Origin of the sequence: Paraburkholderia aspalathi (assembly GCF_900116445.1) — a bacterium.
In the GTDB taxonomy this organism is placed as follows: Bacteria; Pseudomonadota; Gammaproteobacteria; order Burkholderiales; family Burkholderiaceae; genus Paraburkholderia; species Paraburkholderia aspalathi.
Genome location: NZ_FPBH01000001.1, coordinates 313,369 through 331,295, shown reverse-complemented (window position 1 = coordinate 331,295; position 17,927 = coordinate 313,369). Strand labels below are relative to the sequence as shown.

The window sequence follows — 17,927 nt, the reverse complement described above, 5'->3', positions numbered from 1 at the left end:
TTGAAAACAGTCAGTCAAAAGGGATGTCAGACGGCCCAGCGGACGTCTGTCGGCCGCGTGAGGCGGCCCTCGTCACGTGCGTCGTAAGCGCGATGGGACAGCGCGTCGTCGTTCGGCGCCGTCTTCAGTACGCGTTGCAACACATGTTCTTCCAGCGCGGCAAAACCGGCCGACGCACGCGCCCGTGGGCGCGCCAGCGGCACCGGCTGATCGAGCGCGATGCGTCCTTCTTCGATCAGCAGAATCCGATCGCCGAGCGCGACAGCTTCGTGCACGTCGTGCGTCACCAGCAGCGCGGTAAATTGATGTTCGCGCCACAGGCGTTCGATCAGCGCGTGCATTTCGATGCGCGTCAACGCGTCGAGCGCGCCGAGCGGTTCGTCCAGCAGCAGCAATTGCGGCCGATGCACCAGCGCACGCGCGAGCGCCACACGCTGACGCTGGCCGCCGGAGAGCTGCGCGGGCCAGTCGTTGGCGCGTTCCAGCAAGCCGACTTCGTCGAGCACGGCGCGCGCATCTTCACGAGCGCTGCGGCCGAGGCCGAGCATCACGTTTTGTAGCACGCTCTTCCAGGGCAGAAGCCGCGCGTCCTGGAACATGATGCGCGTGTCGAGCGGCTGGCCGTCTTCGGCGCGCTTTTCGAGCACGCCCGTCGTCGCCTTCTCCAAACCCGCCACCAGGCGCAACAAAGTCGATTTCCCGCAGCCGCTGCGGCCGACGATCGCCACGAAACTGCCGCGCTCGATCGACAAATCAAAATCGGACAGCACCGTGCGCTCGCCGTACTGCTTGCCGACGCCGCGCAATTCGACCGAAAAATCGCCAGAGCGGCTGGCGTCGTTGCGCGCCGATGCACCGGTCGCCGCAGGCACGGCATCAGCGCGCTGGCGATCGTGCGCCGGGTCCGCACGGTCGAAGCCGGCAGCCTCGTCCGCGTTGTGATCGACAGTACGCGGTTGCGCCAGTTCGGCTTCGAGATCGCTGCCCGCGATGCCGCCGAACGAAGCCGACAATGTCGTTGCGCTCATGTTTTCGCTCCTCGTTGATAGGCAGGATGCCAACGCAGCGACACACGCTCGAGAGTCTTGGCCAGCACGTCGGCAAGTTTGCCGAGCGCCGCGTACAGCAGGATGCCCACCACCACCACATCGGTTTGCAGAAATTCGCGGGCGTTCATCGTCATGTAGCCGATGCCCGACTGCGCGGAAATGGTTTCAGCGACGATCAGCGTGACCCACATCAGCCCGAACGCAAACCGCACGCCGACCAGAATCGAGGGCAACGCCCCCGGCAAAATCACATGCCGGTACAGCGCGAAGCCCTTCACGCCGTAGCTGCGCGCCATCTCGATCAGGTTGGCATCCACCGAACGGATGCCGTGAAACGTGTTCACGTAGACCGGAAAAAACACCCCCAGCGCGACGAGAAACACCTTCGCCTCTTCTTCGATACCGAACCACAGGATCACCAGCGGGATCATCGCCAGCGCGGGAATGTTGCGGACCATCTGCACCGTCGAATCGAGCGCGATTTCAGCGGGTTTGAAGAGACCCGTCGCGAGGCCGAGCACGAGTCCAATGCCGCCGCCGATCGTAAAGCCCGACACCGCGCGCCACGTGCTGACCTTCACGTCCGCCCACATTTCGCCGGACTGGATCAGCGACCATGCGGCCTTCACGACCGCGAGCGGCTCGGGCAGCACACGCGTCGAAAGAATGCCGCTGCGCGCGGCGAATTCCCACGCCAGCAGAATCGCCAGCGGCACGAGCCACGGCGCGAGAGGCGCGCCGATGCGCCGCAATGCGCCGACGAGGCCCGCGCCGAAAGCCGCGCCCGAGCCTGCCTGTGTGCCTCGTTCCGCACTCACAGTGGATTGCGCCATGATGATTGTCCTCGTTGCTTATCGATGGGCGTCATTGCCGAACCGGGCGCAAGCGCTCAGCTCGAACTTGCCGCGTTCGGCAGATAGTTGTTGCCGACGATCTCGCCGAACGGTCCCGACAGCGGACCGCCGGCGACCTTGCTTTGATGACCCGGCAGCAGCGGGAACACCAGTTCAGCGAACCGATACGACTCTTCGAGATGCGGATAGCCGGACAGGATGAACGTGTCGACACCGAGCGCCGCGTACTCGTTCATCAGCGCGGCCACCTGCTCGGGATTGCCGACCAGCGCCGTCCCCGCACCACCGCGCACGAGACCGACACCCGCCCACAGATGCGGATACACCTCGAGTTCCGCGCGGCTGCCGCGCTTCCCGCCGTGCAACGCGGCCATGCGGCGCTGTCCTTCGGAATCCATCTTCGAGAACGAAGCCTGCGCACGGGAAATGGTTTCGTCATCGAGCTTGCTGATCAGCTTGTCGGCGGCAGCCCACGCTTCTTCTTCGGTCTCGCGCACGATGACGTGAAACCGAATGCCGAACTTGATCTTGCGGCCACGCGCTTCGGCGCGAGCGCGAATGTCGGCGATCTTCTTCGCGACGGCCGCGGGCGGCTCGCCCCACGTCAGATACGTGTCGATGTGATCGCCCGCGATGTCGTGAGCAGCCGCCGACGAACCGCCGAACCACAGCGGCGGATGCGGGTTCTGCACCGGCGGATACAACGCCTTGCCACCCTTCGAGGTCAGATGCTTGCCGTTGAAATCGATCGAATCGTTGGTATGCGCGGCCGTCAGCAGCTTGCGCCAGATATGCAGGAATTCGTCGGTGATTTCATAGCGCGTGTCGTGATCGACGAACACGCCGTCGCCTTCCAGTTCAGCCGAATCGCCGCCCGTCACGACGTTGATCAGGAGACGCCCATTCGACAGGCGGTCGAAAGTCGCCGCCATGCGCGCCGCCAGACCCGGCGATGAGATGCCCGGACGGATCGCCACCAGAAACTTCAGACGTTTGGTCGCGGCGATCAGGCTCGACGCGACGACCCATGCGTCTTCACACGAACGGCCGGTCGGCAGCAGCACGCCCTCGTAGCCGAGCGTGTCGGCGGCGACGGCGATCTGCTGGAAGTAGTCGTAATCCGCTGCGCGTGCGCCTTGGGACGTACCGAGATAGCGGCTGTCGCCGTGAGTCGGAATGAACCAGAACACATTCATTTGCTGCTCCTGCTTGTTCGAACTGGATTGAATGAAAACGGTGCGTCGAGTGAACGCGCGTACGCCGGCCGCGCGCATCCCTCCGGCACAAAAGCCGGAGACGCAGGCGCAAAAAAGGAACGGAAAAACTGCGGCGAAAAGCGGACTAGTTCCGACAGCGCATCCGCAAGCGCGTGTGTGCCATGGAGCGGCTGAAGATCGGCATCAGGCAGGACATCGCGACGGCTTCCCTCGACCAGACGTGCGCGTGATGCGCTCGATTAAATGGGCGACGGCGGCAAACGCCGTCTGCATGGAGAAACAGTCTATGGATCGAGGCGCGGCTTTTGAACGATTTTTTTTAGCTTAGGTTTTCCACTTTCGTGATTAGCCCGACGCTAAAGCATACGGATGTTGCGCCTTACCTACGCTGGAAGCGGGGTACCCCTATATATAATGGCGCCACGTTTCCAATAATCCGGTGCAGGCCGCGTGAACCACGCCGCCTGATCTCTCGCGGTGCAATGCATGCAAAAACTCATCCTGCCGTTCGTCGCCGGTTTTCTGGCTTCCCTGTTTTTTCATGAATCGACGCTGGCGCTGCTGCACGCAGCCGGTCTGATCGACCCAACCGGTTTTTCAACCGCGCCGTTTTTGCCGCTCGGGCTGCCTGAGTTTATTGCGAATGCGATCTGGAGCGCATTCTGGGCTGTGCTGATGGCGTGGCTGTTGCGCGTCGCACCGGGGCGCCACGCGCCGTGGGTGCCCGCCTTCGTGTTCGGCGGACTTGCGTTGACGGCGGCGAGCGTGTTTGTGGTCGATCCGTTGCGCGGCATCTGGCCGAGCGGCAACATGCTGCCGCGCCTCGCGGTGGGTTTCGCGGCGAACGCGATGTGGGGCTGGGGCGCGCTGGTGTTCATGCGCGCATTCATGGCGAGCGAAGACGAAGACTGAGCGTCTTCCTGGTGTCTGTTTAACCGCGCAGATCGTGCAACGGGTGTTCGTTTGCCGGCCACGGGCTTTCGAACATCTTCGCCACATCGGCGGCGCTCACGTCTTCGATGCGCGCAAAACGCCAGCGCGGAGCGTTGTCTTTATCGATGATGCGTGCGCGAATCCCTTCAATCGTGTCGCCCTGCGCGAAGCACGTGCGCGTCAGATCGAGATCGCCGCGCAGTACGTCGGCCATCGAACCCTCCGCGCGCGTCACCACCTCCAGCGACACGGCCATCGACAACGGCGAACGTTCGCGTAACACGGCAATCGTCTGCTCAGCCCAATCGGCAGAATCGCCGCCATGCTCCCGTTCCTGCTCCAGCGACGCGAGAATCCGCGTCATGTCGGGTAACGCGAAATGCCGATCGATCAACGCGCGCGTGCTCGCGAGCGGTGAAGCGTCGGGTTCCGGTACGACCTGATGCCTGGCGGCCTCACGCTCGATACACGCCACCACGTCTGCACCTCGTTCAAACGGCTCGCTGCGCAATGTATCCACTAGCGCGGGCAATGCCGCGTCGTCGATATAGGCGTCGGCGAGACCTGCGTAGAGGGCGTCTGCTGCGCCGATCGTCTCCCCTGTGACCGCCAGATATCGGCCGAGCGCGCCCGGCGTGCGCGCCAGAAACCAGCTCGCGCCGACATCGGGAAAGAGGCCAATGCGGGTCTCCGGCATCGCCATCTTCGTCGAGTTTGTCACCACCCGCAGGCCGCCGGTACGATGCGCGCCCTGCGAAATGCCCATGCCGCCGCCCATCACGACACCGTTCGTCAAGGCGATATACGGCTTCGGGTACGTGAAAATCGCGTGATTGAGCCGGTATTCCTCAGTGAAAAACGTATCGCGCGCATCATGCTCGCCGCGCTGCGCCGACTCGTACAGAAAGCGCACATCGCCGCCCGCGCAGAACGCGCGCGGATGCTGGCTGCGCACCACCACGGCAAGCACGTCGGGATTTTCGCGCCATTGCTCGAGCGCCGCGTGCATCGCGAGAATCATGCCGGTAGACAGCGCGTTGAGCGCCTTCGGCCTTTCCAGTTCGATGAAGCCGATGCCGTTGGCTACGTAAGTCGCGACTTCGTCGCTGACGGCGGGCGAGGCGGAAATAGACATGGAGAGCTTGGCGCGATGGCGCGAAATGAACCGGAACTGAACGTTATCACGCGCTCGCGGCTTTGGGCTTGGTGGCGGGTTTGACCCCCGTCTCAGCGGGCGATTCTGCGTGCGCTTCGGAGTGCGATTGCGCTGGCGCTTCAGCGGACTTTTTCTTGCCGGCACGCGTGGATTTTGCGGCGCCTTGCGGTTGCCCGGCGGGTTGCGTACCTAGCCAGGTATCAAGCGCGACGCCCACCACCGTATCCAGCGGCGCGCTCGGAAACACGGGGCATGTGAGGTTGAGCGCGACGATGCCATGCAGGGTCGCCCAGAACGCCTCCGCCCACACGGCCACGTCCATCGATGCAGACAAGCGCCCTGCTGCTTTCAACTCTTCGAGCGCGCGGAGCATGATGTGTAACGCGGCGTCGCCGGGATCGTCGTCGGGTTTCGCGGGCGCGAGGTTCACTTTTCCCGAGGCGGTTGTTCCTGCTGCGGCTGTCCCAGCGACCGTAGCCTCCGCCGTTTCGTTCGCGGCACCAGCGCCTGCATCCACGACCGCTGCCAGCGCCCCATCCACACCCTTGCGAGCCGCACCAGCCGCCCCGCCCAGCGCCGCGCCCGTGTAGCTCGGGTCTTCCATGAAGATCAGCCGGTAGGTTTCCGGATGCGCAACACCGAATGCCACATACGCACGCCCGAGCGCCTTCAGGCGTTCAGCCGGATCGGCGATCTGCGCGAGCGGCACGAAGGTAGCCAGCAATTGCGCATAACCTTCAGCACACAAGGCCTGCGCAATTTCATCGCGGCTCGCGAAGTGAAGGTACAGCGTGGCGGGTGAATACTCGATGGCATCGGCAATCTTGCGCATTGACAGCGCGGCGAAGCCTTCGCGCATCACGATGCGCCGCGCTGCATCGAGGATGCGTTCGCGCAGCGCCTGTTTCTGACGGCTTTTTCGTTCGACGATTCCCATGCCGGGCATTTTCGGCTTGACAAACTGAAAAGTCAAATTAAACTGAACACCGTTTACTGAACAGTGTTTATTAAATTCTCGTCGGTCAGACAAGCTCATCCAGGCGCGATGCGGCGCCGTCTTCAGGAGTCGTTCATGCAAGCTACAGGGAAAGTGGGTTTATTCGGTGCTGCCGGCGCCGCCGGTCAAATCACCGGGGCGGCGCTGAGCGCGGCGGGCCGGGATTATCGGGTAGTCGGCCGCTCGCGCGCGCCGCTCGAGGCGGCCTTCGGCCACGACCCGCATGCGGAAATCGTCACGTGGAATCCGGACGACCCGGCTTCGATCAGCGCCGCTGCGGCCGGTTTGCAGACGGTGATCTACCTGGTGGGCGTGCCCTACGATCAGTTCGCCTCCCATCCGCCGCTCATGCAAAAAACCCTCGACGGCGTGACGGCGGCAGGCGTCGAACGCTTCATTTTGATCGGCACTGTGTATCCGTACGGCCGCGCGCGCAGCAATCCGATTAACGAAGATCATCCGCGTGAGCCCCATACGTTCAAAGGCAAGATGCGGCTCGAGCAGGAAAAACTGGTGCTGGCGGCACACGGACGCGCGAGCGGGTCGACCAGTTTGTCGACCCTGGTGCTGCGCCTGCCGGATTTCTACGGCCACTGCATCGAACGCAGCCTGATCAACGGCATATTCGAGGGCGCGGCGCACGGCAAGCGCGCGCAGGTAATCGGGCCGGTCGATGTGCCGCACGAATTCATCTACCTGCCGGATATCGGCCCGGTGGTCGAGAAACTCACACGTACGCCGGAAGCGTACGGCCGCTGGTGGCATCTGGCCGGCACGGGCACGATCACGCAGCGCGAAGTGGCGAGACAGGCCTATGCGCTAGCGGGCCGCGAGCCGAAACTGATGGTGGCCGGCAAGACGCTGCTGCGCGTGTTCGGCCTCTTCAATCCGATCATGCGAGAACTGGTGGAGATGAACTACCTGATGACCGAGCCGGTTGTGCTCGACGACTCGGCACTGACACAGTTGATCGGCCCGATCGCCAAGACCTCGTACAAAGACGGTATCCGGCAAGCGTTCGACGCCGCGCGCGCAGCGGCATCGGCGAATATGGACACGCAACGGGACGCCGCGAAAACCGCCTGATTGCCGATGTGGACGGCTTTCGCAAGCGAGCGGATGTGAAGCGCGTGATTCGTGCGTGTGCGAACGAACAGGATCAGCCCGCCATGTTGCCGGGCGGAAAGTGGCCGCTCTTGAGCAGGACAGGCGTGCCATTGCTGATCTGCAGATGTTCGCGCGCAACCGCCTCGATACGCGGACGCCCGGCGTCGAACGCGCGCATCCAGCCGTCGAGATCCTCGGAGTACGCGCCGAAGTGGTCTTCGAGCGCCTCGACGGAGATCGCGCACGGCACCGGTTCGCCGTCCACGAGCGCGCGAAAGACCACCGTCAGATTGGAGTCGCGGTAAGCGGGCGCGTCCGCGGGAAACCGAATTTCCATGGTCGCCTCATCAGAAGGATCCGGCAGGAAATGGACACCGGGGAGTACCGGCCGCCCCCGGATATGCCCGATATGGTACTCGCGCGACTGGACCGCGGTCCACCCTCCAGCGCCCGCCCGATCAACATCGCGCGCCCAATGTCCGTAAGCTTCGCATGCAAATCGACACACCGGATTGCACTTGTGCCGACTACCCCTGTCGAACTGGTTCACCGGCACGATCCGTGCTGACGCAATGACGCCATTTCGAGGTCAACGAGCACAGTATGGGAAAATATTTTCTGCAGAACCACGAACTGCCTGAGCCGGATGCGGCAAACACCTGGTTTGCTTACGCCGAAAGCCACGGCATCGACATTCCTAAAGCCATTAGCATCTGGGAAGACGCAGCGACCGAAAGCGGCTCGGAAAGCCGCCAAATGGTCCGCGCGGCAGGCATCACGATCGAAACGCCTTAACCTTGTGGGCACACCGCCGGTGTGCGTGGCGAGTCTCGATACCTATTTGAAAGGAAACATCACGATGCATTTCATGACGCAACTGCGCCGCTCCGGCCGCTTCCGACCCAGCAGCGCCGCGCTTGCTCTCGTGCGCAGGGCTTCCCTGTCTGCCGCGCTGCCCGCCGCTGTGATGCTCGGCGCGGGTCTCACCGGCTGCGCATCGTCGAACACCACCTCGCTGATCAATCTGCCGAACGGCCAGACCGGCTTTGCGGTGAACTGCAGCGGCGCCGACGCCGCGTCCAGTTGGGCTTCCTGCTACGTGCAGGCCGGCAAGGCATGTGGCGCAACCGGCTACGACATCGTGTCGAAAGACAACGACGAAGGCGGCACCGCGGGCGGCAGCGTCACGAACGTCGTCTCGGCCAACGTGAAAAACCGTTCGATGATCGTGCGCTGCAAGTAACGCTCAGTGGGCGCTCAGTGCGCCTGCATCTTCGAGAACATATTGAGCACGGCGACCCCGGCAATGATCAGCCCGAGTCCGATGATGGCCGGCACGTCCGGCACTTGCCGGTACATCACGACCGCGACCAGCGTGATCAGCACGATGCCGGCGCCTGACCACACGGCGTAGACGATGCCCACCGGAATAGTCTTCAGCGTGAGCGAGAGGCAATAGAACGCGATGCCGTAGCCCACCACCACGACCGCTGCGGGCAGCAGCCGCGAAAAACCTTCCGAGGCCCGCATCGCGGAAGTCGCGATGACTTCGGCAACGATCGCAATAGCGAGCAATGCATAAGGAGGCATCCGCATCGCCTCAGGCCTTTGCAAGCGCGAGCTTGCTGTAGTCGTGGCCGAGGTGCGCGCACAGCGCTTCCACCACCAGCTCATGATCTGCGCGTTGCGGCAACCCGGACACCGTGATCGAGCCGATCACACCGGCGCCCGCCACCGTCAATGGAAACGCGCCGCCATGGGACGCATATTCCGTGACCGGCAAGCCGTGCTTGTCGGCGAGCGTGCTGCCCGCCTGTTGCATCTTCAAACCGATCGCGTACGAGCTGCGGCGGAAATGCGCAACCGTGTTGCCCTTGCGACGCGCCCAGTCGACGTTGTCCGGCGTCGCGCCCTCGAGCAAGCTGAAGAACAGCGGTTGACCGAATGTGCGCAGGTCGATAGCCGCTGCAATGCCGCGTGCTTTCGCGACTTCGTGCAGATAGGCGCCGATCTGCCATGCGCGGTCGGTATCGAATTGCGGGAACACCAGCGCTTGTTCCTGAGCGGCAATCACCTGTAGATCGTGAGCGATATCCATGGAGTTCTGAACAAGGTAAGAAGTGAAGCGCAGGCCGTTGCACATGCATCCCGGCGCGCGAAGAGAACCTGGATTCTAGCGCAGCGTGCTACGCGGGCCTTCCGGCACACGACGCCGGCAATTCATGCCGCGACTTTGGAGGCTGCTGCGCTTCGGCGTTCCGCTTTAAGGTCCACACCCCAGCGATGCGTATTGAAGTCGCTCCTTAACTAGCTATTGCGTTGGTCTCCGCTTTGTTCTATAATCTTTTCTTCGACGGACGCGGGGTGGAGCAGTCTGGCAGCTCGTCGGGCTCATAACCCGAAGGTCGTAGGTTCAAATCCTACCCCCGCAACCAAGTAGCACTAAATTGGTTCGAAGACGTCGAAAAAACTTCAAAGGCTTGCCCAACCGGCAGGCCTTTTTTGTTTTCTGCCTCCTGCTTTCCGCTTCGAGATTGCGCGCGCTCACACGCCCGCTCGTGCTTTGCACTCGTTGATCCGGACTCCAAACATATCCGCATTTTTCCTCTGCGGTATTCGCAATACCGTCGCGTCTACTCGCGCCTGATCAGCGAAATCTCTCCACTCCGCACCGACTGGCCCACACCGCCATGGCCCGCTGCTGACAAAGCTCGCCCCAGTGATAAACTCCCATCACCCTTTCTCGTCCCCTTCCTATGAAATTCTGTTCTGTCTGCGGCCACGGCGTCAGCCTGAGCATTCCGCCGGGTGACAACCGCGAGCGCTTCGTGTGTGGAAGTTGCGGCACGGTGCATTATCAGAATCCGCGCAACGTGGTCGGCACCGTCCCGGTCTGGGACGACAAAGTGCTGCTGTGCCGTCGCGCGATCGAACCGCGCTACGGCTACTGGACGCTGCCGGCAGGCTTCATGGAAATGGGTGAGACCACCGCCGAAGCGGCTTCGCGCGAAACGCTGGAAGAAGCCGGCGCGCGCGTCGAGGTGCAGAGCCTGTTCTCGCTGCTGAACGTGCCGCACGTGCATCAGGTGCATCTGTTCTATATGGCGCGCCTGCTCGACCTCGACATCGAAGCCGGCGAGGAAAGCCTCGAAGTGAAACTCTTCGAGGAACACGAGATTCCGTGGGACGAGATCGCCTTCCCCACCGTCGGCCAGACCTTGCGCTTCTTTTTCGCCGACCGTGCGGCCGGTAGTTACGGCCTGCACACGGGCGACATCTTCCGCTCGCTGCGCGAAGGTTGAGCGGCGCGCATGGTTCCCTGGCTCGGACCTGACGATCCGTTTCCCTCCGTCGAGCGCGCGCTCGGCGCGGCAAGCGGCGCACCCGGCCTGCTCGCCGCCAGTGGCGACCTGCTGCCGTCGCGGCTGATCGACGCCTATCGGCGCGGCATCTTCCCATGGTATTCGGACGGTCAGCCGGTCTTGTGGTGGAGTCCCGATCCGCGCATGATCCTGCGCCCTGCCGAGTTCAAACTCTCGCCGTCGCTGCGTAAAACGCTCAAGCGCGTGCTGCGCGAGGACGCGTGGGAAATCCGTGTCGACCATGATTTTGCCGCCGTGATGCGCGCCTGTGCGCAGGCGCCGCGGCGCGGCCAGCGCGGCACGTGGATCACCGCGGACGTGGTCGAAGCGTATTCGTCTCTGCACCGGGTAGGCGATGCGCACAGCATCGAGACCTGGTTCGAAGGCAAGCGCGTAGGCGGTTTATACGGGGTGTCGTTCGGCCGGATGTTCTTCGGCGAATCGATGTTCGCCGAGGTTACCGATGCGTCGAAAATGGCGCTGGCCGCGCTTGTCGGACACTTGCGCTGTCACGAAATAGAAATGATAGACTGCCAGCAGAACACGTCGCATCTGGCGTCGCTGGGCGGTCGCGAGATAGCGCGCAAAGCGTTCATCGCGCATGTTCGCGCGTCTGTCGACGCACCGCCGATTCCCTGGCGTTTCGACAAGACCGTCTTGCGCGATGTCGTCGCGCCGGCGGCGTAGGAAGAATCAGGCCGAATCCGGATCCGTCGCCTACCGAGCCGCGGGTCACGAGCCGCGGGTTTCAAACCGCAAGGCGCCGGGTTTGCAATACCAGAGACGCTTCGACGAGAGCTGCCAACGTGACTCATCCCAACGAGCTGCCTCTTTCTCCCCTTTCAGCGCTGCAATTTTATGCAACGGCGCCCTATCCCTGCAGTTATCTGGATGGACGCATCGCGCGTTCGCAAGTCGCCACACCCAGTCACCTGATCAACTCCGACGTCTATACCGACCTCGTCAAAGCCGGCTTCCGTCGTTCGGGCGTGTTCACTTACCGCCCGTATTGCGATGGCTGCCGTGCCTGCGTGCCGGTGCGCGTGCCAGTCGATCATTTCGAGGCGAACCGCACGCAACGCCGGGTCTGGAAGAAGCACGGCGAACTGATCGCAACGGTCGCCCCGCTGCACTACGACGAAGAACACTACGCGCTCTATATGCGCTATCAGTCGGCACGGCATGCCGGCGGCGGCATGGACCGCGACAGCCGCGACCAGTACGAACAGTTCCTGCTGCAGAGCCGGATCAACTCGAGGCTAGTGGAATTCCGCGAGCCGCTGCCGGACCATCCGTCGGCGCCGGGCATTCTGCGCATGATCAGCATGATCGACATCCTCGGCGACGGGCTCTCGTCGGTGTACACGTTCTTCGAGCCGGGTCTGCCGCACACCAGCTTCGGCACCTACAACATCTATTGGCAGATCGAGCAGGCGCGGAGCCTCAAGCTGCCCTACGTCTACCTCGGCTACTGGATTCGCGAGAGTCCGAAGATGGCCTACAAGGCGAATTTCCGGCCGCTCGAAGGTTTGATCGATGGTGTCTGGAAGGTGCTTGATCCAACCAGCATCGATCTGCCGCCAGTCGATCTGGCGATTCAGGGCAGGCGCGGGCCGCTGCGGCCTTAATTTGACCTTAGCGTGGCCATACCTGGCCGCAACGGTCCCTGCCAGTTAGTCTCATTAACGCCCTAAAGCCGGTAAAATGGCGGGTTCCCATTTTCCGGCCGCCCGGCTTCGTCCCGTGTTCAGTTCCCTCTACCCGCTCGTACGCGCCCAACTCTTTCGCATGGACGCGGAAGACGCTCACCACCTGACTTTGCGTGCGCTCGGCGCCGCGGGCCGCACCGGCCTCGCAAGCGCGCTCGCGCCACGCGTGCCGGATTCGCCACGCACCGTAATGGGGCTGACGTTCAAGAACCCGGTCGGGCTTGCCGCGGGTCTCGACAAGGACGGCGCGTGCATCGACGGTCTGGCGGCGCTCGGCTTCGGCTTCATCGAAGTGGGCACGGTCACGCCGCGCGCCCAGCCGGGTAATCCGCGCCCACGCATGTTCCGCCTGCCCGAAGCGAATGCCGTGATCAACCGGATGGGCTTCAACAACGCGGGTGTCGACCAGTTCGTCAAGAACGTGCAGGCCGCGCGCTATCGCGGCATTCTCGGGCTGAACATCGGCAAGAACGCCGACACGCCGATCGAGCGCGCCGCCGAAGACTATCTGTACTGCCTCGAACGCGTGTACCCGTTCGCGAGCTACGTGACGGTCAACATCTCGTCGCCGAATACGAAGAATCTGCGCCAGCTGCAAGGCGCGGGCGAACTCGACGCGCTGCTCGCCGCGCTCAAGGACAAGCAGCAGCGTCTCGCCGACATGCACGGCAAGTTGGTGCCGCTCGCCCTGAAGATCGCGCCGGACCTCGACGACGAACAGATCAAATCGATCGCCGATACGCTGTTGCGCCACAAGTTCGAGGGCGTGATCGCCACCAACACCACGTTGTCGCGCACCGCCGTCACCGGCATGCAATACGGCGACGAAGCCGGCGGCCTGTCGGGCAAGCCCGTGTTCGACGCGTCGAACGAAGTGATCCGCAAGCTGCGCGCCGAAGTCGGCGAAACGGTGCCGATCATCGGCGTGGGCGGGATTTTCTCGGGCGAAGATGCGCGCGCCAAGCTCGCGGCGGGCGCTTCGCTGGTGCAGCTCTATACCGGCTTCATCTATCGCGGACCCGCGCTGGTGGCCGAATGCGCGCAGGCGCTGCGCTAAGCCGCCCCCGGCCCGCCTCCGTAATATAGACATAAACAAACGGTATTTAGGTTTCGATAGTCTGCTTTGTTATGCTTTCGTCTGTTAAAACGCCGGACGAACAAAAAGGAACTCGATGAAATTTGGCTTGCTGAAAAAGATGCTCGTCGCCGGCCTGATCGGCGCGTCGTTTACTGCGGTCACCGCGCATGCGGACGACCTGCTTGACCAGGTTAAACAGCGCGGCACGCTGCGCATCGGCCTGGAAGGCACCTTCCCGCCGTTCAATTCGAAAGCGCCGTCGGGCGAACTGGTCGGCTATGACGTCGACATCGCCAAGGCCGTTGCCGCCAAGCTTGGCGTGAAGCCGGAATTCGTCACGACCGAGTGGAGCGGCATCATCGCCGGTCTGCAGGCAAACAAGTTCGACGTGATCGTCAACCAGGTCGGCATTACGGACGCACGCAAGCAGGCACTCGACTTCTCACCGGCGTACACGTATTCGGCCGCACAACTGATCCAGCGTAAAGACGACACGCGCCAGTTCAAATCGCTCGACGATCTGAAGGGCAAGAAGCTCGGCGTCGGTCTGGGCACGAACTACATGGACATGGCGAAGTCGGTGCCGGGCATCGACGTGAAGACGTATCCGGGCGCACCCGAATACCTGCGCGATCTGGCCTCCGGCCGTCTGGATGCGGCGCTGAACGACCGCCTGATGCTCGCGTATCTGATGAAGAACTCGCAACTGCCGCTGCGCACGGGCGCAACGGTCGGCGCGGGCAACCCGTCGGGCATTCCGTTCAGGAAGGGCAATCCGAAGTTCGCCAAGGCGATCGACGACGCGATGACCCAGCTCGAAGCCGACGGCACGTTCTCGAAGATTTCGGACAAATGGTTCGGCATCGACGTCAGCAAGCCGATCAAGTAACGCACGCTGGATGAAACGAAGGGCGGCATCGTCGACGATGCCGCCCTTCGCTTTTGTCTATCATGTGCGCCCATGCGCACTCTGCGCGCCAACCTTACCCACCGCTCATGTCCACCACTTCCCTGCTCGTCCAATCGCTTCCTGTGCTCGCACAGGGCGCCGTCCTGACGGTCAAGTTCGCGGTTCTGTCGATGATCTTCGGCCTGATTGCCGGCGCCGTGCTCGCGGTGATGGGCGTCAGCCACAACCGCGCGCTGAACTGGATCGCGCGCGTCTATGTGAGCGTGTTCCGCGGCACGCCGCTGCTGGTGCAGATCTTCGTGATCTATTACGGCTTGCCGAGTCTCGGTATTTCGCTCGACCCCACGCCCGCGGGTGTGATCGCATTGTCGGCGAACGTGGCGGCGTATCTGTCGGAGAGTATGCGCGGCGCGATTCTAGGCATTCCCAACGGCCAGTGGCTGGCCGCCTATAGCCTCGGGCTCTCGCGACGCCAGACGCTGCGCTACGTGATCGCGCCGCAGGCCCTGCGCATCGCCGTGCCGAGTCTGTCGAACAGCTTGATCAGCCTGATCAAGGATACGTCGCTGGTGTCGGTGATTACTGTGACCGAGTTGCTGCGCAGCGCGCAGGAAATCATCGCATCGACCTATCAGCCGCTGCCGCTGTACCTCGCGGCAGCCGCGGTCTACTGGGTGCTGTGCCAGGTGCTCGAATGGGTGCAGCACTGGTACGAAAAACGCCTGGCGCTGCCGTCACGTCACTGAACGTACGATGCCGCCGCGCGGCCTATCGGCTCGCGGCTAGCGACGCCGCATCCAGCGGCGCGCCAAAGCGCTCCAGGCGCGGTTTGTAGAAGTGGTCCGGGTCGAGCGAATACGCGACATGACGCGTGCGGCCCATCAGTTCCTTGCGCGGAAAGAAGCCGAAGTAACGCGAGTCGGCACTGTTGTCGCGATTGTCGCCGAGCATCAGATACTCGCCTTGCGGCACGACCACCGGGCCGAACGAATTGCGCGGACTCGGCGCGTCAGGCGCGAGCCGCACCGTGTGCGTCACGCCGTCGAAGCGTTCAGTCAGATAGTCGCCGGGAGATGTCCCATCGCCCGGCAGCGGCTTGAGTTTGAGCGGCTGATAATCAGCCCGCACACCGTTCACGTACAACACGTTGTCGCGCATCGCGACGCTGTCGCCGGGCAAGCCGATCAGACGCTTGACGATCAACTCATGCGCAGCCGAAGAATCGATCGTGACGATGTCGCCGCGCTGCGGATCGTGCAGATGCGCGATCGTGATGTGGGTGAGCGGCACGCGCAGATCGTAGGCCATCTTGTCGACGAAAATCCGGTCGCCTTCGCGAATCGTCGGCAACATCGAGCCGCTCGGCACGACGTTCCAGTCGGCCACGGCGCTGCGGAACAGCACCATCAGGAACAGAAAGGCGACGAGGCTCTTGTTGTCGCGCCACAGTTTTCCAAGCATGCGCATCGCAGGCGGCTCCAGTGGAAGGTGATCGAAAGCTGAGGGTACGCGGCCCTTTTTTGTCGAGTCCACGTGCCCGCGCAAATCGTACCACCGCCGCGGAACGCAACGCAGCGACGGACTCTCACTCCCCGGCGAACTTGAGCCCCAACGCGGCGCGCGCCGCATCGGCCATTTCGATCATCTGCAGCGACTTGCTGTGCGGCATCAGCGGGCTCTCAATCTGCCCCGCCCGAATCAGTTCGCAGAAATGCGCGGTCTCGTAGTTCAGACCGCCGCCTTCGAACGGCTCGTCGAGCTCGACCACACGACCGTCGCCGTAGCGGATCGTCGCACGCGACGGATTCCACCAGGGTTCATGAATCGTGACATGGCCGCTCGTGGCCATCAGCAACGCGTCGCCCTTGCCGTGCAGATCGAGTCCGCAGAACAACTGGGAGATACCGCGTTCATGCTGGCTGTTCAGGCTCGCGAACATATCGACGCCGGTCGAGCCGAGCCGCCCGAGCGTCTGCACCTCACGCGGGGCACCGAGCCAGTCGACCGCGAGAAACATCTCGTAGACGCCGATATCGAGCAGCGCACCGCCCGCATGCTCGAACGACAGCGACGGATGATCGTCCGGCACGCCCGGCACCGAACAGCCGGCGCGCACGAGACCCACCTCGCCGATCGGTTCGGCATCCAGATGCGCGCGCAACTTTCTGTAGAGCGGATAAAACGGCGGCTTCATGGCTTCCATGAAAAGCCGTTGCTCGGCGCGCGCGACCTCGAGCACACGCTCGAGTTGCGGCTTGTTGATGGTGGCGGGTTTTTCGCACAGTACGTGCAGACCGGCTTTAAGCGCGGCGATCGCGTAATCGGCGTGACTGTCCTGGACGGTGGCGATATAAAGCGCGTCGATACCGCTCGCGAGCAGCGCGTCGAAACTCGCGCACACGTCGCCGCCGAATTCCGCGGCGAAGGCCATGGCCGGTTCGGCGCGGCGTGACCACAGCGCGCTCAGCGACGCCTGCGGCACATGAGTGAGCCCTTGAGCAAAGCGACGGGCAATGCGGCCCGTCCCGACGATCCCCCAACGAATCGTGCCACCCGCGGGGGTTTCCTGCGTTGCAATTGTCATCGTTCCTTCGAGTCCGTGCAGTTCAGAACAGGCGCTATTGTGACGCAAGCCACGCGCGCATGCGCGGGCATGCTGTCGCGCCGTTCGTTATGCAAGGTCCCCTCGCAGGAAAGCACCTCCGTCGCCGCCGTAGCGGCCGTGCTCAGCGCACCGGGGGTTCCGACGTAAAGCTGCTGCCGATTTCTTCCGCAGTGTAGTCGATCATCGCCAGCGAGGCGATTTCGGCTTCCTTCGGATCGCGCCGTTCGATCGCTTCGACCACGCGCTGATGCGTGCTCACGGCCTTCTCCCACATCCCGTCCTTCTGATTGACGATCGGGTTGACGGTCGACAGCGCGCCGCGAATGATGGCCGCCATCTGCTTGAAGAACTGATTGCCGCTCGCCACCACGATGCGCGCATGGAACAGCTCGTCGGCGGCCTGATAGCCGGATTCGCCCGGCCGGATCGCGCGGAACGCGTCGAAGGCCTCGCGAATCGCCGCGATGTCGGCCGCACTACCCCGCGCGGCCGCCTGCGCCGAGGCGCGCGGTTCGATCAGGATGCGGAACTCGATCACGTCGCGCAGAAACAGCGGATCGGGCTTCGCGCGAAAACGCCAGTTCACGACGTCCTCGTCGATCATTCGCCAATCGCTCATCGGCCGGATGCGCGTGCCGATCTTAGGCCGCACGTCCAGCATGTCGCGCGCGAGCAGCATCGACAGCGCCTCGCGCATGACGGTGCGGCTGACGTCGAACTCCTTGGACAGCACATCCTGCGGTGGCAGGATGGCGCCATACTTCTCTTCCACGATGCCGGTCACGAGTCCATCCATGACCTTGCTGACCAGCGATCGATCCTTGTTTGCCTGTTCCATTTTGATACTCTCCCCGAAGCGGTGTTTGCCCCCGCGTAGCCTGTTGATCAAGCAGCCCTCATGTGTCGTTTTATGTAGGTGTAATTGTTCTTTTACGATACGTTGCTAGCTT

Annotated in this window: 21 protein-coding genes and 1 tRNA gene; 11 read left to right on the top strand and 11 right to left on the bottom strand. The window is 63.1% G+C overall.

The features are described 5' to 3' along the window. Positions 1–26 precede the first annotated feature (26 nt). Genes BM438_RS01440 through ssuD form a run of 3 tightly spaced genes read right to left on the bottom strand, consistent with a single transcriptional unit; the run spans position 27 to position 3,099 of the window. On the bottom strand, positions 27–1,028 hold the full coding sequence (locus BM438_RS01440) for an ATP-binding cassette domain-containing protein (protein ID WP_093632573.1): 1,002 nt from the start codon (positions 1,026–1,028) through the stop codon (positions 27–29). Beyond that, positions 1,025–1,882 carry an aliphatic sulfonate ABC transporter permease SsuC gene (gene ssuC, locus BM438_RS01435; RefSeq protein ID WP_054034591.1) on the bottom strand — a complete coding sequence of 286 codons (858 nt, stop codon included), beginning with the start codon at positions 1,880–1,882 and terminating at the stop codon, positions 1,025–1,027. Before ssuC ends, BM438_RS01440 begins: the two co-directional genes overlap by 4 nt. 56 nt (positions 1,883–1,938) lie before the next feature. Further along, positions 1,939–3,099 carry an FMNH2-dependent alkanesulfonate monooxygenase gene (gene ssuD, locus BM438_RS01430; RefSeq protein WP_093632771.1) on the bottom strand — a complete coding sequence of 387 codons (1,161 nt, stop codon included), beginning with the start codon at positions 3,097–3,099 and terminating at the stop codon, positions 1,939–1,941. 507 nt (positions 3,100–3,606) lie between these two features. Between ssuD and BM438_RS45295 the strand changes: the two genes are divergently transcribed. Then, complete coding sequence (locus tag BM438_RS45295) at positions 3,607–4,032, top strand: hypothetical protein (RefSeq protein ID WP_093632572.1); 426 nt, start codon at positions 3,607–3,609, stop codon at positions 4,030–4,032. A gap of 19 nt (positions 4,033–4,051) precedes the next feature. Here the strand turns inward: BM438_RS45295 and BM438_RS01420 are convergent, their stop codons facing one another. Both BM438_RS01420 and BM438_RS01415 read right to left on the bottom strand, forming a co-directional pair. Beyond that, complete coding sequence (locus BM438_RS01420; protein ID WP_093632571.1) at positions 4,052–5,188, bottom strand: enoyl-CoA hydratase/isomerase family protein; 1,137 nt, start codon at positions 5,186–5,188, stop codon at positions 4,052–4,054. 46 nt (positions 5,189–5,234) lie between these two features. Continuing rightward, positions 5,235–6,146 (bottom strand): TetR/AcrR family transcriptional regulator, encoded by a 912-nt coding sequence (locus BM438_RS01415; RefSeq protein WP_093632570.1) that lies wholly within the window; start codon positions 6,144–6,146, stop codon positions 5,235–5,237. Between the two features lie 135 nt (positions 6,147–6,281). Between BM438_RS01415 and BM438_RS01410 the strand changes: the two genes are divergently transcribed. Further along, a complete protein-coding gene (locus tag BM438_RS01410) occupies positions 6,282–7,292 on the top strand; it encodes an NAD-dependent epimerase/dehydratase family protein (protein WP_093632569.1) in 1,011 nt (336 codons plus the stop codon). Between the two features lie 73 nt (positions 7,293–7,365). Here BM438_RS01410 and BM438_RS01405 read toward each other — a convergent pair whose 3' ends face one another. Continuing rightward, a complete protein-coding gene (locus tag BM438_RS01405) occupies positions 7,366–7,650 on the bottom strand; it encodes a DUF1488 family protein (RefSeq protein WP_093632568.1) in 285 nt (94 codons plus the stop codon). Positions 7,651–7,916: 266 nt separating this feature from the next. Here BM438_RS01405 and BM438_RS01400 point away from each other — a divergent pair, with 266 nt between their 5' ends. Continuing rightward, complete coding sequence (locus BM438_RS01400) at positions 7,917–8,108, top strand: hypothetical protein (RefSeq protein ID WP_093632567.1); 192 nt, start codon at positions 7,917–7,919, stop codon at positions 8,106–8,108. Between the two features lie 64 nt (positions 8,109–8,172). Next, the gene (locus tag BM438_RS01395; RefSeq protein WP_093632770.1) at positions 8,173–8,556 is read left to right on the top strand and encodes a hypothetical protein; all 384 of its coding nucleotides are present in this window, start codon (positions 8,173–8,175) and stop codon (positions 8,554–8,556) included. 14 nt (positions 8,557–8,570) lie between these two features. Here the strand turns inward: BM438_RS01395 and BM438_RS01390 are convergent, their stop codons facing one another. After that, positions 8,571–8,903 (bottom strand): DMT family transporter, encoded by a 333-nt coding sequence (locus tag BM438_RS01390; RefSeq protein WP_372450030.1) that lies wholly within the window; start codon positions 8,901–8,903, stop codon positions 8,571–8,573. Positions 8,904–8,913: 10 nt separating this feature from the next. After that, positions 8,914–9,411 carry a heme-degrading domain-containing protein gene (locus BM438_RS01385; protein WP_093632769.1) on the bottom strand — a complete coding sequence of 166 codons (498 nt, stop codon included), beginning with the start codon at positions 9,409–9,411 and terminating at the stop codon, positions 8,914–8,916. Positions 9,412–9,671: 260 nt separating this feature from the next. On the opposite strand from BM438_RS01385, the gene BM438_RS01380 reads away from it, so the two are divergent. The 7 genes from BM438_RS01380 (at position 9,672) to BM438_RS01350 (ending at position 15,118) form a co-directional block, all read left to right on the top strand. Further along, positions 9,672–9,748 (top strand) — tRNA-Met (locus tag BM438_RS01380). Positions 9,749–10,069: 321 nt separating this feature from the next. Further along, entirely contained in the window at positions 10,070–10,615 is a 546-nt protein-coding gene (locus BM438_RS01375) for an NUDIX hydrolase (protein ID WP_093632565.1), read from the top strand. A gap of 9 nt (positions 10,616–10,624) precedes the next feature. Beyond that, positions 10,625–11,362 carry a leucyl/phenylalanyl-tRNA--protein transferase gene (gene aat / locus BM438_RS01370; protein ID WP_054034598.1) on the top strand — a complete coding sequence of 246 codons (738 nt, stop codon included), beginning with the start codon at positions 10,625–10,627 and terminating at the stop codon, positions 11,360–11,362. 119 nt (positions 11,363–11,481) lie between these two features. Further along, positions 11,482–12,303: an arginyltransferase gene (locus BM438_RS01365; protein WP_093632564.1), complete on the top strand. Its 822-nt coding sequence runs from the start codon at positions 11,482–11,484 to the stop codon at positions 12,301–12,303. A 160-nt stretch (positions 12,304–12,463) separates the two neighbouring features. Further along, on the top strand, positions 12,464–13,441 hold the full coding sequence (locus BM438_RS01360) for a quinone-dependent dihydroorotate dehydrogenase (protein WP_234486872.1): 978 nt from the start codon (positions 12,464–12,466) through the stop codon (positions 13,439–13,441). Between the two features lie 115 nt (positions 13,442–13,556). Continuing rightward, positions 13,557–14,351 carry a cystine ABC transporter substrate-binding protein gene (locus tag BM438_RS01355; RefSeq protein ID WP_093632562.1) on the top strand — a complete coding sequence of 265 codons (795 nt, stop codon included), beginning with the start codon at positions 13,557–13,559 and terminating at the stop codon, positions 14,349–14,351. 107 nt (positions 14,352–14,458) lie between these two features. Next, a complete protein-coding gene (locus tag BM438_RS01350; RefSeq protein ID WP_054034600.1) occupies positions 14,459–15,118 on the top strand; it encodes an amino acid ABC transporter permease in 660 nt (219 codons plus the stop codon). Positions 15,119–15,140: 22 nt separating this feature from the next. Here BM438_RS01350 and lepB read toward each other — a convergent pair whose 3' ends face one another. The 3 genes from lepB to BM438_RS01335 form a co-directional block, all read right to left on the bottom strand. Then, on the bottom strand, positions 15,141–15,839 hold the full coding sequence (gene lepB, locus BM438_RS01345; protein WP_093632561.1) for a signal peptidase I: 699 nt from the start codon (positions 15,837–15,839) through the stop codon (positions 15,141–15,143). Positions 15,840–15,957: 118 nt separating this feature from the next. After that, the gene (locus tag BM438_RS01340) at positions 15,958–16,956 is read right to left on the bottom strand and encodes a Gfo/Idh/MocA family protein (protein ID WP_093632560.1); all 999 of its coding nucleotides are present in this window, start codon (positions 16,954–16,956) and stop codon (positions 15,958–15,960) included. Between the two features lie 142 nt (positions 16,957–17,098). Then, the gene (locus BM438_RS01335) at positions 17,099–17,815 is read right to left on the bottom strand and encodes a FadR/GntR family transcriptional regulator (RefSeq protein WP_093632559.1); all 717 of its coding nucleotides are present in this window, start codon (positions 17,813–17,815) and stop codon (positions 17,099–17,101) included. Positions 17,816–17,927 lie beyond the last annotated feature (112 nt).